The sequence below is a fragment of the Paraburkholderia panacisoli genome (genome assembly GCF_008369935.1).
GTDB classification, from domain to species: domain Bacteria; phylum Pseudomonadota; class Gammaproteobacteria; order Burkholderiales; family Burkholderiaceae; genus Paraburkholderia; species Paraburkholderia panacisoli.
Window position 1 is genome coordinate 122,057 of sequence record NZ_VTUZ01000018.1, and the last position, 13,666, is coordinate 135,722.

Below are 13,666 nucleotides of genomic sequence, written 5' to 3' on the forward strand. Positions count from 1 at the left end.
GGCAGCGGGGGCGGAGGCCAGTCGAGGAGCGCGGCGCTACTCCCGCTGCTTCTACGGGGGCGGGACAGTGTTTTACCCGCAGCCCTCACCCGCGCCGCGCGAGGCCCGCGAAATCGACGCTCGTCGCTTCGCACGCTTTCGTCAATGCCGTGTCGTAGCTGGTAAAGAACACCGTGCGCGTGCTCGCCAACGATTTGAACAAATCGACCAGCACGGCGCGTGCGGCGGCGTCCAGGCCGCCGGCCGGTTCATCCGCGATGACAACGCGAGTCTCGCCAAGCGCCGCCGCCGTCAGGAAAAACTTCTTCCGCGTACCAAACGACATCTGTTCGAAATGTTTGTCGAGATGTGGCGTGAGGCCGAAGCGGTCCGCCAGATCGAGCGTATCGCTTCCGACCGCGGTCTTTCTCTGATCCGCCACATCCTTCAGATACTCGCGACCGGTCCGATCGGGATCGATCATGCAGTCCTCGGGGACATACGTGAGCACGGACTTCGCGGCGAGTGGCGCGCCGCGCAATGAATGGCCGCCGAGCCAGACGTCGCCCGAGTCGGCTTCGATCGTGCCGGCCAGGATGCCGAGCAACGTCGATTTTCCGCTGCCCGATTCATCGTTTAACGCGATACATCCTGATGCGGCGTCGTAATGCAGTCCCTGGAAGATGATGCGGTCGGCGTAGTGCTTGCTGAGGTTGTCGAATCGAAGCATGAGTTGGCGCGTAGGTGTTCAGCAGGTTGGCGTTGCGCCAGTTTAGCAGCGCAACGCCATCGCCTTCACCGGTCCGCGTCGAGCAGGAACGTCACCATCCGGTCGCACACACGGCCGAACATCTGCGTGCCCGTCACGGTCGGGCAGCCGCGCGCGCGCGCCGCTTCGATCAGCGGCGTGAGCGGCGGTTTAGTCACCACATCGCCGACGAACGTCGTGGCCGGCAAGCGCGATATGTCGATCGGCAACGGATCGTCCGCGCGCATGCCGAGCGGCGACGCGTTCACGACCACGTCGTATGCATGAGCTTGCACCGCGGCGTCCACGCTGCGTGCTTCGCCATGCCCGAGCGCATTCAATCTCCCGACCAGCGACGCGGTGCGTTCGGCATCGTTGTCGCGCACGTCGAGCAAGCCGACGCCGCTTTGCATCAGCGCATGGCCGATCGCGGAGCCCGCACCGCCGGCGCCGATCAGCAACGCGCGTTTGCCGCGCAACTCGCAGCCCGCATCGACGAGCGCCGCGACGAAACCGGTGCCGTCGAACATGCCGCCGTGCCAGTGCCCGTCCGCTGTACGGCGCAGCGTGTTGACCGCGCCGAGGAACGCCGCTTCCCCGGACAAGGTCGAGCAATATTCGGCGGCGCTGAACTTGTGCGGCACCGTGATGATCACGCCGTCGACGTTGCGCATCGGCGTGACGCCCGCGAAGAACGCGGGCAGGTCGGCGGGGGCGACGTGAGCGGGGACCACCAGCGCGTCGCGGCCGGCGGCGCGCAACGCGGCGGTCACGCCGGACGGCGAGCGCACCTGCGCAATCGGATCGCCGACGATGAAATACACCCGCGTCGCGCCGCTAAGGCCCTCGTCGAGCGAAGCGGAAAACGGCAGTGCGTGAGCTTGCGTCATGTTCGAATCTCCAGAGAATGAAGCCCTGTTGCATCGTGCACGATGCCGGGCTGTCCTGCTTGATCGGGTTGAGGTGCGAGTTAGCGATAGAACGCCACGGTTTGCTGCAAGCCCTGTTCGAGCGGCGTGTGCGGCAGACCCGGCAGCAGTTCCGCAAGTGCGGGGTCGACGGGAAACGAGGTGGCGATCGGCAACGGTTGACCGGCTGCATCGATGCGCGCGCCCGGCACGATCTCCTCGATCCGTTCGATGACCTGGTCCACCGAAACGATGTCGCCCGCCAGCGTGAACACGTGCGCGCCGCGCGGCGCTTCAAACAGCGCGGCTTCGTAAGCGGCGGCCACGTCGTCCGCGAACACGAGGCCGGTCGAACCGCTGAACGGGATCGTGTACCGCTCGTGCCGCGCCGCGGCGCGGCACGCGAGGCTCGGTCCGGCGCTCGAACCGGTTTCGCGTCCGGCGCCATACACGACGAGCGGCCGGAAGCCCACGCTGGCGATGCCGTGGTCGTGCCAGTAAGCGCGCGCCGCGCCTTCGCACGCGAGTTTGAACGCACCATATAAGGTCTGCGGAAACGGCACGCTGCCGTCGTCGGGACCGAACACGCCCGCGCTGCTCGCATACAACAGGCTTTTCAGGCCGGCGGCGCGCGCGGCTTCGAATACGTTGAGCGTGCCGATCAGATTGATTTGCGCGCCGCGCACCGGATCGAGCGCGCACGCCGGCGTCAGCACGCCGGCCAGATGAATCACCGCTTCGCAACCGTCCAGTGCGCGCGACACGTCGTCCGCTAGCGCGATGTCGCCGCTCGCCCATTGCACTGACGCGGCCCGCTCCGGTGCGAGCGCTTCCAGCAGCGGCGAGCCGGCGCGCAGATCGAACGCCTTGACGCTCAGGCCTTTGTCGAGCAGGCGGCGCATCACCCACGCCGCCAGAAAACCGCTTCCTCCAGTCACCAATACGCGCATTGCTGTGTCTCCGTGAAATGTTTCAACGCTTTGCATTTTCGCTTTTGTGGAATAGTATTCCAATTCAAGAGCAAATTCTAGATGCGCGACGAGCGGTGAAAAATTCAGCCTGGTCGTCGCCGGCAAAAGATCACAAAGGGCACAAAGGAGCAGCAGATGGTGGAGACACTCAGCGGTTTGCAACCGGACGAAAAGTTCGACGTCGTCGTGATCGGCGCGGGCGGGGCGGGCATGTCGGCGGCGCTGTTCGCCGCGATCGACGGCGCGCGCGTGTTGCTGGTCGAAAGCACCGAATACGTGGGCGGCACCACCGCTTACTCGGCCGGCACCACGTGGATACCCGCTTCGATGCACGGCCCGTCGGTCAACCCGGACGACAGCAGCGCGAACGCCGAGGCCTTTCTGCGCCGCGCGGTCGGCGAGCGCAGCAACGAGGCGTTGCGCCGCGCGTTCCTGCAGGCGGGTCCGCAGGCCGTCGCGCACATCGAGGCGAATTCGGACGTGAAGTATCGCGCGCGCCCGTTTCATCCCGACTATCTGTCCGAACTCGAGGGGTCGACATTGCGCGGCCGCGCGCTCGAACCGCTCGCATTCGACGGCCGCAAGCTCGGCAAACAGTTCGCGCTGATCCGTCCGCCGATCCCCGAGTTCACGGTGCTCGGCGGGATGATGGTCGATCGCGACGATGTCGGTCATCTGCTCAACATGACGAAGTCGTTGAAGTCGCTGCGCCATGCGGTCAAGCTGCTCGCGCGTCATGCGCGCGACCGCATGAGCTGGCCGCGCGGCACGCGTCTCGTGATGGGCAATGCGCTGATCGGCCGCTTGCTGCATTCGCTGCTGACGCGCGACGTCACGGTGCTGGTGAACACGAAACTGGAGTCGTTGCACACCGGCGCGAGCGGCAGCGTCGAAGGCATGACGCTCAGTCAGAACGGCCAGCGCCGCCGGATCACGGTGACAGGTGGCGTGATTCTCGCGAGCGGGGGTTTCAACCGGCATCCGCAACGGCGTCGCACGATGCTGCCGGGCGCCGACCCCAGCTGGTGTCCCGGCGCGCCGGGCCACACGGGCAGCGCGCACGATCTGGCGCTCGCGATCGGCGCGCGTTACGGCGAAGGCGCGCTGAGCAACGCGTTCTGGGCACCGGTCTCAGTGCGCAAACGCCGCGATGGCACGACCGCGGTGTTCCCGCATTTCCTGATGGATCGCGGCAAGCCGGGCATGCTCGTGGTCAATCAGCAAGGCAAGCGTTTCCTCAACGAAAACACCTCGTATCACCTGTTCGGGATTGCGATGCAGGAAGCGCATCGCAAGACGCCGTCGGTGCCCGCGTATCTCGTCACGGATGCGCAAGGCCTGCGCAAATACGGACTCGGCATGGTGCGGCCGGGCGGCAAGGGCCTCGCGCCATTTCTCGCGGACGGCTATCTGACCCGCGCCGATACGCTCGACGAACTCGCGGCGAAGCTCGGCATCGAGTCCGCCGGACTCGCCGACAGCGTCGCGCGCATCAACGAATACGCGCGAACCGGCGTGGACCTGGATTTTCAGCGCGGCACCACCGACTACCAGCGCGCCAACGGCGACGCGAACTGGCAAGGGCCGAATCCGTGCCTCGGGCCGATCGGGCGCGCGCCGTTCTACGCGGTGCGGCTCTATCCGGGCGACATCGGCGCGGCGACCGGCCTTGTCAGCGATCAGAAGGGCCGCGTGGTGGGCCGCGACGATCAGCCGATCGGCGGGCTGTACGCGTGCGGCAACGATATGCAATCGGTCATGGGCGGCGTGTATCCCGGACCCGGCATCACGCTCGGACCCGGGCTCACGTTTGCCTATCTCGCAGGGCGCGATGCGGCGGCGCGTGCGAAAGGGGCGCGGCCAGATGCGGCCTCGGCGGCTTCATCTGGTTGGGTCGGCGGGGCAGCACGGCGGGACAAGGAAAAAATCCTCTGATGAACCAGGGCACAACCTGGATTAAATAAAGTTATGAAATGGAATAGTATTCAACAAACGAGTCGCACCCGATCTCTGTTTAACGATGAAGCGAATTGGCGATGAAGCGTGAACCGATCCTCGAATGTGATGTGCTGGCGCTGGGTTCCGGCGCCGCTGGTCTGGCCGCCGCGGTGACCGCCGCGACGCGCGGGCTGCGCGTGATGGTGGCCGAGAAGGCCGACGTGTTCGGCGGCACGAGCGCATGGTCGGGCGGCTGGATGTGGATTCCCGGCAACCCGCTCGCTATGCGCGCCGGAATCGCGGAGGAATCCGAAGCATCGCGGACCTATCTGCGCAACGAACTCGGTGCGCACTTCGACACCGCCAAGGTCGACGCATTGCTCGAAGCCGGTCCGCAGATGGTCGAGTTTTTCGAACGCCATACGTCGATGCGTTTCATCGACGGCAATCGCATTCCCGATTTTCATACGACGCCGGGCGCGGCGAGCGGCGGCCGCTCGGTGTGCGCGATGCCGTTCGACGGCCGTGAACTCGGTCCGCTGATCGACCGGCTGCGCCCGCCGCTCGGCGTCGTGACGCTCAAGGGTATGGCGATCGGCTCGGGCCAGGATCTCGCGCACTTCTTCAATGCCACGCGCTCGCTGCGCTCGGCGGTGCACGTGCTGCGGCGGCTCGCGGCCTTCGCGGGCCACAAGCTGCGTTATGGCCGCTCGATGCATCTGGTGAACGGCAACGCGCTGGTCGCGCGTCTGCTGAAATCGGCGCATGACCGTGGGGTCGATTTGCGCACGAACGCGAAGGCGGTCGCGTTGCTGCGCGAAGCGGGTGGTGAAGCCGGTAAAGAAGGCGGCCGCGTAACCGGTGCGCGCGTCGAGATAGAGGGCGTGCCGCACGAAGTGCGAGCCGCGCGCGGCGTGGTGCTCGCGTGCGGCGGCTATCCACACGACCTCGCGCGCCGCGCGCAGACTTTCGCTTATACGCCGTCGGGGCGCGAGCACTGGTCCGCTGCGCCGCTCACGAATACCGGCGACGGCATCCGTCTCGGCGAAGCGGTCGGCGGCCATTTCGATGCGTCGCTCGAAACGCCCGCGGCATGGGCGCCGGTCTCGCTCGTGCCGCAAGGCGACGGCCAGCCGGCCGCCGCGTTTCCGCATCTGATCGAGCGCGCGAAGCCGGGCGTGATCGCGGTGACGCGGGCAGGGCAGCGCTTCGTCAATGAAGCGTCGTCGTATCACGACTTCATCAGCGCGCTGATCGGCACGACGCCCGCCAGCGACGAAGTCTGCGCGTGGCTGATCTGCGACCATCGTTTTCAGCGCCGTTATGGCCTCGGTTTTTCAAAGCCGTTTCCGTTTCCCACCGCTCCGTATCGCCGCTCAGGCTATCTGAAACGCGCGAACAGTCTGGCCGAACTGGCCGCGCAATGCGGGATCGATCCACAAGGGCTCGCGAGCACCGTCGCCGCCTACAACAGCTACGCGAAGGACGGCCACGATCCGCAATTCCACAAGGGCTCGACGCCATACAACCGCGTGCAGGGCGACGCGCGGCACGCGCCGAACCCGTGCGTCGCGCCGCTCGAAGACGGTCCATTCTACGCGGTCAAGTTGCTGCCCGGCAGCCTCGGCACGTTCGCGGGCCTCGCCACCGACGCCAGCGCCCAGGTACTCGGCGACAACGGCCAACCGGTGCCGGGCCTGTACGCGGTCGGCAACGACAGCGCCAGCATGATGGGCGGCTGTTATCCGAGCGGCGGCATCACGCTCGGCCCCGCGATGACCTTCGGTTATCTCGCGGGACTTGCTCTGGCCAGTGCAGCGCAAACGGCAAAGTCGGACTCGACGAAACAACCCACCCCGCCCACGAATTCCACCATCCAGTCACAAGGACACATGCAATGACTCTCTACGACGTCGTCACGCTCACAGTGAAAATCGGCGCGAACGCGCAGGTCTTCGAAAGTATCAAGGCAAGCGGCGACCAGCCCGGCTCGAAACTGCTCGGCTGCTGGTACTCCGATATCGGCGCGCTCGGGCAGGTCCTGGTGCTGCGCGGTTTCGACTCCGAAGCGTCGCTGATCACCGAGCGCAAGCGCATGCTGCTCGAAGGCAATCCGTTCGGTTGCGGCGAATTCGTCACCGACGTGAAGATCGACAGCTATGCGCTGTTCCCGTTTCTGCCGCCGATCGAGCCGGCCGTGCACGGCGGCATCTACGAGATGCGCGTCTATGGCACGAAGCTGGCGAGCCTGCAGCACACCATCGATGCCTGGGAGAAGGCCGTGCCCGAGCGTACCCGGCGCTCGCCGCTCGTCGGCGCGATGTATTCGCTCGACGGCACGGTGCCGCGCTTTCTGAACATCTGGCCGTATGCGAGCGTCGACGAACGCTCGCGGATTCGCGCGGAAGCGGTGCAGGACGGCATCTGGCCGCCCAAGGGCGGCCCGGCGCACCTGACCACGATGGAGTCGACCATCTGCGTGCCGGCGCCGTTCTCGCCGCTGCGCTGAACGAGACTGAACGAAGTTGACCGCACTGAGCGCGCGAGTCCGCGCTCAGTGCGCCGCATCTGAACACGAGGAGACGACATGACCCAGCATCACTCGCGAGCGCTCTCGCTATCGGCGTTGACGGTGCTCGAGCTGAGCCCGCCGCAGATGGTGGAGTGCGCCGCGCAGGCCGGCTACGACTTCGTCGGGCTGCGCCTGTTACCCGCCACCGATCATGAAGTGCGCCACGAGATCATCGGCCCCACGCCGTTAAAGCGCGAGACGCTTGCGCGATTGCGCGACACCGGGATCCAGGTACTCGACGTCGAGATTCTGCGGCTCAAGCCCGACACCGACGTGAGCGCCTATGCGCCGATGCTCGACACCGCCGCCGAACTCGGTGCGCGCTACGTGCTGGTCGCGGGCAACGATCCCGACGAAGCGCGCACGGCAGAGCGTCTCGCGCAACTGTGCGATCTGGCCGCGCCGCTCGGCCTGTCGCCGTCGCTCGAACCGATGCCGTGGACCGACGTGAAGGACATCACGCAAGGCGCGCGCATCGTGAAAGCAGCGGCGCGGCCCAACACAGGCTTGATCGTCGATCCGATTCACTTCGACCGCGCGGAGTCGTCGACCGACGCATTGCGTGCATTGCCGCGCGAGTACTTCGGCTACGTGCAGTTTTGCGATGCGCCGGCCGAGCGTCCCGCCGACCTCGACACGCTACTGTTCCAGGCGCGTTGCGAGCGTCTGATCCCGGGCGACGGTGGTATCGATCTCGCCGGCATCCTGCGCGCGTTGCCGGATCATTTGCCGCTCAGCATCGAAGTGCCGACGCAGCAGTGGGCGCGCACCGCGCCCGCGCTCGCGCGTGCCCGCAAGCTGCGCGAAGCGACGCTCGGCGTACTCGAACGGGCTTACGCGACGACGTGAGCCGTCAACCTCGTGCCGGTCCACCGGCGTGAAGCGCACCGCAAAGATGCGCTACGGACCGGCGCTGTCAATCGATAAAGACAAGAACGATCTGGAGACAAGCAGATGGAACCTTCAAGCAAGGCGATGTGGGCGAACGCGCGCGCATCGCGAGTGATCGACGTGCAGCAGTTGCTCGACGAACAGCCGGTCGGGCGCTTTCAGATTCTCGTGTTGCTGATGTGCATGTTCATCGTCACGCTCGACGGGCTCGACACCGTGATGGTCGGTTTCATCGCGCCGGCGTTGTCGAGTGCGTGGGCGGTTCCGCGCGATGCGCTCGGCCCCGTGATGAGCGGCGGGCTGCTCGGCCTCGCGTTCGGTGCGCTGTGCGCGGGGCCGCTGGCGGACCGCTTCGGCCGCAAGACGGTGATGACGTGCGCGGTGCTGTTCTTCGGCGTGTGGAGTCTCGGCTCGGCGTTCGCGACCAACATCGGCGAATTGACGGTGCTGCGCTTTCTGACCGGCCTCGGGCTCGGCGCGTCGATGCCCAACGCCGCGACGCTGATGGCCGAATACGCGCCGCAACGCTGCCGCGCTTTGATGGTGACGACGGTGTTCTGCGGCTTCACGCTCGGCGCGGCGAGCGGCGGTTTTGTCAGCGCGTGGCTGATCGCGTCGCACGGCTGGCACTCGGTGCTGATCCTCGGCGGCGTGCTGCCGATTCTCTACGTGCCGCTGATGATCAAATGGCTGCCGGAATCCGCGCGTTTTCTCGCGCTCAAGCAGACGCGCCGTGCGCGCCTCGTGACGGTGATGAACCGCCTCGAACCCGGCATGGCCGATCACACGACGCGCTTCGCCGCGCATGAAACGCCGCAGCGCGAACGCAGCCCGGTGCGTCTGATCCTCTCGCGCGACTACGCGTTCGGCACGCTGATGCTGTGGGCCTGTTACTTCGCCGGCCTGCTGACGGTGTACCTGCTCGGCAGCTGGCTGCCGACGCTGATTCGCGGCGCGGGCTTCACGCTTGCCGAAGCGGCGCTGGTCGGCGCGCTGTTCCAGGCGGGCGGCACCATCGGCTCGCTCGCGATCGGCTGGCTGATGGACCGCTTCAATCCGCATCGCGCGCTGGGCGTGACGGTGTTGCTCGGCGGCGTGCTCGCGTGGGCCATGGGGCTGCCGGGCCACGGCATCGCCGCGATCGGCATCCTGGCGTTCGGCATGGGCTATTGCATGAACGGCTCCAACACGGGTTTCTGCGCGTTGGCGGCGGGCTCGTATCCGACCCGTATGCGCGCCACCGGCACGAGCTGGATGCTCGGCATCGGCCGCTTCGGCGGGATTGCGGGCGCGATGCTCGGCGCCGGCATGCTGCACGCGAATTGGGGCTTCGGCCAGGTGTTCACGTCGCTCGCGATTCCCGCGGCGGTCGGCTCGGCGGCGGTGCTGTTGAAGGGGGCGCGTCATCGCGGGCCGGTGTTGCAGGTGAGTGCGGGGATCGGGCATTGACCTGGGCAGTTGGCTCGGGCCGTTGACTATGGCCGGTTTTCCCGCCAGCCCGCTGCCAACGTGCTTGAGTTCCGATATGGAATCGTGTTCTCATTCGGGATCGAAATCGAACTGAGAGTGCAACATCATGGCGGGGAATCTGGAGCGGGCGCTGGCCATCATCGAGTTGCTGGCGCGCCAGGGTGGCAGCATGCAACTGGCTGCGATTGCCGACACGCTGAACATTCCGCGTAGCGGCACGCACCGGCTGCTCGCGGAGTTGAGCGAAGAAGGCTATGTGCGCCAGGACGAACACGGCGAATACGTGCTGGCGCTCAAACTGGTGTCGCTCGCGCTGATGTGGCTGTCCACCGGCGGCGTGCTCGACATCTCGCAGCCGGTACTCGACCGGCTCGCAGCCGCCTCGGGCGAGCTGGCAAGGCTGGGCGTGGTCGAGGACGATCACATCACTTTCGTCGGCAAGGCGCAGGGCGCCAAATCCGGTTTGCGCTACGACCCGGACATGGGCAGCCAGCCGCCGCTGCATTGCACCGCGAGCGGCCAGGCCTGGCTGTCGACCATGAGCGACGAGGAAGCGCTCGAACTCGTGTCGCGCCAGGGCGGCATCGGCAAGGCGGGCCCGCGCGGGCCGAAGGCGCCGAAGACGATCCAGCAGTTCCTGCAGGACCTGAACGGCGCGCGCAAGCGCGGCTATGGCATCGCGAGCGAAACCTACGAGGCAGGCATGACTTCGATGGCGGCGGTGATCCGTCATCCGGTGACGGGGCTGGTGGTCGGCATCGTCAGTCTGGCGGGGCCGACCAGCCGTTTGTCGGACGCGCGTCTGAAAGAACTGGCGCCCGCGCTGCTCGAAGCCGCGACGGACATGGGCGCGGCCACGTTGAGTTCGCCGTATTTCAAGCGCAGTCTGCGCGTGGCGCCGGTCGCCGCCGTGGTGCAGCCGGTCGAGCCGAAGCGCAAGGGGCGGCCGCGTGCGGCGTGAAGCGTGATACGTGTTTGCGCACGGCGGCAAAGCGCGTCGAGATCGACGCGCCATGAAAAAATAACTGCGTGAGCTCATGAGTCCGCGGCATCAAGATGCGCGCTCGCGGGCCGTTAAAGACTTGAGCCTCACCATTCCCACAGACGCTTCCCCGACTCTCGCGACAAGTCCGTCGACCACCACTCATGCACACTGCTGCCGGCATCCGCGCCCAGCCATCGCGCGCCGAACTTCGGCGCATCATTACCGCCATCGTGATCGGCAACGGCTTCGTTGCCTACGATTTCACCGTCTATAGCTTCTCGGCCGTCATCATCGGCAAGCTGTTTTTTCCGTCGGACAATCCGGCGGCGTCGCTGTTGCTCTCGCTCGCCACCTTCGGCGCGGGCTTCGTGATGCGCCCGCTCGGCGCGCTGATGATCGGCCACATCGCCGACAGTCGCGGCCGCAAGGCGGGCCTCACCGTATCGCTCACGCTGATGACGCTCGGCACGTGGCTGATCGCGTGCGTGCCGGGCTATGCGTCGATCGGTCCCGCCGCGACCGTGCTGATGGTGCTCGCGCGGCTGATGCAGGGGCTCGCCGCGGGCGGCGAGATCGGCCCGGCCTCGGCCTCGCTAATGGAGATGGCTGGCTACGGGCAGCGCTGCTTCATGGTGAGCTGGCGCGGCGCGAGCCAGGGCGCGGCCGCGTTCGCCGCCGCGCTGATCGGCGCGGGCACCACGGCGCTGCTGTCGCCCGCCGCGATGCACGAGTGGGGATGGCGCATTCCGTTCGTGCTGGGCGGCCTGATCGGCCCGGTCGGCTGGTATCTGCGACGCCGCATGCCGGCCGCCGCGCCGCTGCAGCGGGTGCGGCTCAGTCCGCGGCGGATGTTCGCGGAGCATAGACGCCCGCTCATCTGCGGCATTCTGATGATGGCCGCGCCTTCGGTGAGCATCTATATCACCGTGTTCTACATGCCGGCCTATCTGGTCCGGACGCTGCATCGGCCGCCTGCGATCAGCTTGTTGACGGCCTGCCTGTCCGGCCTCGCGATCCTCGTGACGACGCCGCTGATCGCACGCGCGGCCGACCGGCTCGCGAGCCGCAAGACCTTGCAGTACGCGTCGCTGCTGGCGCCGCTGAGCGTGACATGGCTGGCTTTCCGCGCGCTGACCCACGGCGCGGGCGATCTCGCCGCGCTGGTCATCATCACGGCGTATGTGGTGCTGGCGCTCAACAACGCCGGCGCCAGCTCTGTGCTGATGATGGAAGCCTTTCCCGAGCAGCGGCGCGCCGCCGGGCTGTCGGTGATCTACAGCTTCGGCGTGGTGCTGTTCGGCGGCTTTTCGCCGTTCATCGTGACGTGGCTGATCGACTGGACCGGCGATCCGATGATCCCGGCCTGGTATCTGATGGGCGCGACCGTGCTGACGCTGATTGCGCTGAAGGCGTTTCCTGAACGAACGGCGGCGCTCGCCTGCGCCGATCGTGCGGCGCGGGCCCCCGGCTGAGCGCTACGTCGCGTTGCCAAGCCGCAGTTCGAATGCGCGGGCGCGCATGTCCTGCGGGCTCATGTCGAACGCGCGGCGAAACGCGCGGGTGAAGTCGGAAGGGCTTTTGAAACCGAGCCCATACGCGATTTCCCCGACCTGCAGATGCGGAAAACGGACTAGTTCGTCCGCCGCTTCCCGCAACCGCCGGTTGCGAATATAGGCGCCGAGCCCGCCCTCGTGCTCGAACCAGCGGTAGATGGTCGCGCGCTTCAGTTGCAGCGCCTGAACGACGTTGGTCGGCGTGAGGTCGCCGTGATGCAGGTTGGCCTCGACATAGCGGCGCACCTGTCCCATCAATGCAGCCTGCAGCGCCGCGCGGTCCGCGCCGTTCAGACGCGCCGCCTTGCGAAACGTGGCGAGCAGCAACTGGGCGCCCGCGTGCAGCGCGTCGATCGCGCTGGCCGGATCGAGCGACGGAATTTCGCGGGCGACCGCCGCGAGATGATCCAGCACGACGCCGGCCAGCGGCGACTGCTTCTGCACGATGCGGCCGTGAATGCCGGCGCCGTCGCGCAAACCTTCGTCGACGACGCCGGCCGGCACGAACAGGCTCAGCAGCCGGCATTTGGGTCGTTCCGCGCGGAACGGCTGGTTCAGATCGAACGCGACGATGCCTTGCACCGAACCCGCCTCGGTGCGCTTTTTGCGCATGCCGCTCACGTGGCCGACTTCGCCTTCGAGGAAGAGGTGAAACACGTAGTCGCGCCGCGTGTCGGCGGATACGCGGGCCACCGAGCGTTCCAGCCGCATCGAATCGGTGCTGCAGTCGGTGAACACCATGCCGCCGACCGCATATAAATCGATTTCACCGTCGAACCCCCCGGCGAGTTGCTCCTTCGACGGCGGCGCGTCGACCACATGGCCCACCCGTTGGCGCCACGCGAGGAACTGCTGGTCCGCCGCGAGGCCGCGCGTGCTGAACCGGCTCGTCGAAATGGCGGAGCGCGAATCGGCGGCGGCGGCCGCGGCCAGGTGTGGCGGCAGGGAACGCTGGGTCATGAGTCGGTCGCGGCTGGCAGATCGGTGCGGTTGCGGTGGCAAGGGCGGCGGCAAGCGGATCGGTAATCGAACCGCAAGCGAACCAGAAAAGTGGGGCATTTCACACGTTGTCGCCCAATATTGAGACGCATGGTAAAGCCTAACAAAAAAGATGCCTTATCGTCAGCGGATTAGATTGCAGATCGTATTCGCTGACGCCGCCGTGCAGGAGTTGGCGGCGGCCCCCGGATTCGTCACTGCGCGTCAATGAGCGCCGAGCGCGATGTGCGGCGCAAGGGTCCGAGGTATCCGCTTTGCCGGCAGGTCATTCACGGGGTGGGAAAGATGAGCGGCACGATCAAGCAACCGACCGCGCAAGGCGGTGGGCGGCGTCCGGCCAGTCTGGTGGACAGCCAGTTGGAGCATCTCGAGAACATGGTCGAGTACGTGGCGCGCGGGGGCGCAGCCGGCGTGCTGCAGGCGTTCGACCATGAGTATTGGGAAAAGCGCCTGCGCGCGCTCGAAGAGACCCATGAACTGATTGCGAGTCAGCGCGAACGCATCGCGAGGCTGCAGGGAAGGCTGGCGATGCAGGCGCAACTGGGGCTCAAGCGGCGCACCGCCGCTTGAGCCAGTAAGGAAACGGAACGCGAGGGCCGGGGTAGTAAAGCAGGGGAGAACCACAGCGATGCCGGCAGGCATTGCTAATAAA

At 66.6% G+C, this 13,666-nt stretch carries 12 protein-coding genes; 8 read left to right on the forward strand and 4 right to left on the reverse strand.

Features of this window, described 5'->3' with window-relative positions; genetic code table 11:
* Positions 1-85: 85 nt before the first annotated feature.
* The 3 genes from FVF58_RS25605 to FVF58_RS25615 form a co-directional block, all read right to left on the reverse strand.
* Positions 86-709: an ABC transporter ATP-binding protein gene (locus FVF58_RS25605; RefSeq protein ID WP_149672620.1), complete on the reverse strand. Its 624-nt coding sequence runs from the start codon at positions 707-709 to the stop codon at positions 86-88.
* Between the two features lie 65 nt (positions 710-774).
* Entirely contained in the window at positions 775-1,617 is an 843-nt protein-coding gene (locus FVF58_RS25610) for a shikimate dehydrogenase family protein (RefSeq protein ID WP_149672621.1), read from the reverse strand.
* Positions 1,618-1,697: 80 nt separating this feature from the next.
* Entirely contained in the window at positions 1,698-2,585 is an 888-nt protein-coding gene (locus tag FVF58_RS25615) for an NAD-dependent epimerase/dehydratase family protein (RefSeq protein WP_149672622.1), read from the reverse strand.
* Between the two features lie 156 nt (positions 2,586-2,741).
* Between FVF58_RS25615 and FVF58_RS25620 the strand changes: the two genes are divergently transcribed.
* The 7 genes from FVF58_RS25620 (at position 2,742) to FVF58_RS25650 (ending at position 11,934) form a co-directional block, all read left to right on the forward strand.
* On the forward strand, positions 2,742-4,541 hold the full coding sequence (locus FVF58_RS25620; RefSeq protein WP_149672623.1) for an FAD-dependent oxidoreductase: 1,800 nt from the start codon (positions 2,742-2,744) through the stop codon (positions 4,539-4,541).
* Positions 4,542-4,642: 101 nt separating this feature from the next.
* Entirely contained in the window at positions 4,643-6,445 is a 1,803-nt protein-coding gene (locus FVF58_RS25625) for an FAD-dependent oxidoreductase (RefSeq protein ID WP_149672624.1), read from the forward strand.
* Positions 6,442-7,053, forward strand: a complete 612-nt coding sequence (locus FVF58_RS25630; protein WP_149672625.1) for an NIPSNAP family protein — start codon at positions 6,442-6,444, stop codon at positions 7,051-7,053. The genes FVF58_RS25625 and FVF58_RS25630 overlap by 4 nt, the downstream gene beginning before the upstream one ends.
* A gap of 78 nt (positions 7,054-7,131) precedes the next feature.
* The gene (locus FVF58_RS25635; protein ID WP_149672626.1) at positions 7,132-7,965 is read left to right on the forward strand and encodes a sugar phosphate isomerase/epimerase family protein; all 834 of its coding nucleotides are present in this window, start codon (positions 7,132-7,134) and stop codon (positions 7,963-7,965) included.
* A 105-nt stretch (positions 7,966-8,070) separates the two neighbouring features.
* Positions 8,071-9,456 (forward strand): MFS transporter, encoded by a 1,386-nt coding sequence (locus tag FVF58_RS25640; protein ID WP_149672627.1) that lies wholly within the window; start codon positions 8,071-8,073, stop codon positions 9,454-9,456.
* A gap of 127 nt (positions 9,457-9,583) precedes the next feature.
* Complete coding sequence (locus FVF58_RS25645; RefSeq protein ID WP_149672628.1) at positions 9,584-10,438, forward strand: IclR family transcriptional regulator; 855 nt, start codon at positions 9,584-9,586, stop codon at positions 10,436-10,438.
* A 185-nt stretch (positions 10,439-10,623) separates the two neighbouring features.
* The gene (locus FVF58_RS25650) at positions 10,624-11,934 is read left to right on the forward strand and encodes an MFS transporter (RefSeq protein ID WP_149672629.1); all 1,311 of its coding nucleotides are present in this window, start codon (positions 10,624-10,626) and stop codon (positions 11,932-11,934) included.
* A gap of 3 nt (positions 11,935-11,937) precedes the next feature.
* On the opposite strand, the gene FVF58_RS25655 is transcribed toward FVF58_RS25650, so the two are convergent.
* Complete coding sequence (locus FVF58_RS25655; protein WP_149672630.1) at positions 11,938-12,975, reverse strand: AraC family transcriptional regulator; 1,038 nt, start codon at positions 12,973-12,975, stop codon at positions 11,938-11,940.
* 246 nt (positions 12,976-13,221) lie between these two features.
* On the opposite strand from FVF58_RS25655, the gene FVF58_RS25660 reads away from it, so the two are divergent.
* Positions 13,222-13,584: a hypothetical protein gene (locus FVF58_RS25660; RefSeq protein ID WP_246217199.1), complete on the forward strand. Its 363-nt coding sequence runs from the start codon at positions 13,222-13,224 to the stop codon at positions 13,582-13,584.
* Positions 13,585-13,666 lie beyond the last annotated feature (82 nt).

Bases quoted from the DNA above. Each gene is read 5' to 3' on its own strand.
- FVF58_RS25605 (WP_149672620.1), bottom strand. From the start codon at position 709: ATGCTTCGATTCGACAACCTCAGCAAGCACTACGCCGACCGCATCATC.
- FVF58_RS25610 (WP_149672621.1), bottom strand. From the start codon at position 1,617: ATGACGCAAGCTCACGCACTGCCGTTTTCCGCTTCGCTCGACGAGGGC.
- FVF58_RS25615 (WP_149672622.1), bottom strand. From the start codon at position 2,585: ATGCGCGTATTGGTGACTGGAGGAAGCGGTTTTCTGGCGGCGTGGGTG.
- FVF58_RS25620 (WP_149672623.1), top strand. From the start codon at position 2,742: ATGGTGGAGACACTCAGCGGTTTGCAACCGGACGAAAAGTTCGACGTC.
- FVF58_RS25625 (WP_149672624.1), top strand. From the start codon at position 4,643: ATGAAGCGTGAACCGATCCTCGAATGTGATGTGCTGGCGCTGGGTTCC.
- FVF58_RS25630 (WP_149672625.1), top strand. From the start codon at position 6,442: ATGACTCTCTACGACGTCGTCACGCTCACAGTGAAAATCGGCGCGAAC.
- FVF58_RS25635 (WP_149672626.1), top strand. From the start codon at position 7,132: ATGACCCAGCATCACTCGCGAGCGCTCTCGCTATCGGCGTTGACGGTG.
- FVF58_RS25640 (WP_149672627.1), top strand. From the start codon at position 8,071: ATGGAACCTTCAAGCAAGGCGATGTGGGCGAACGCGCGCGCATCGCGA.
- FVF58_RS25645 (WP_149672628.1), top strand. From the start codon at position 9,584: ATGGCGGGGAATCTGGAGCGGGCGCTGGCCATCATCGAGTTGCTGGCG.
- FVF58_RS25650 (WP_149672629.1), top strand. From the start codon at position 10,624: ATGCACACTGCTGCCGGCATCCGCGCCCAGCCATCGCGCGCCGAACTT.
- FVF58_RS25655 (WP_149672630.1), bottom strand. From the start codon at position 12,975: ATGACCCAGCGTTCCCTGCCGCCACACCTGGCCGCGGCCGCCGCCGCC.
- FVF58_RS25660 (WP_246217199.1), top strand. From the start codon at position 13,222: ATGAGCGCCGAGCGCGATGTGCGGCGCAAGGGTCCGAGGTATCCGCTT.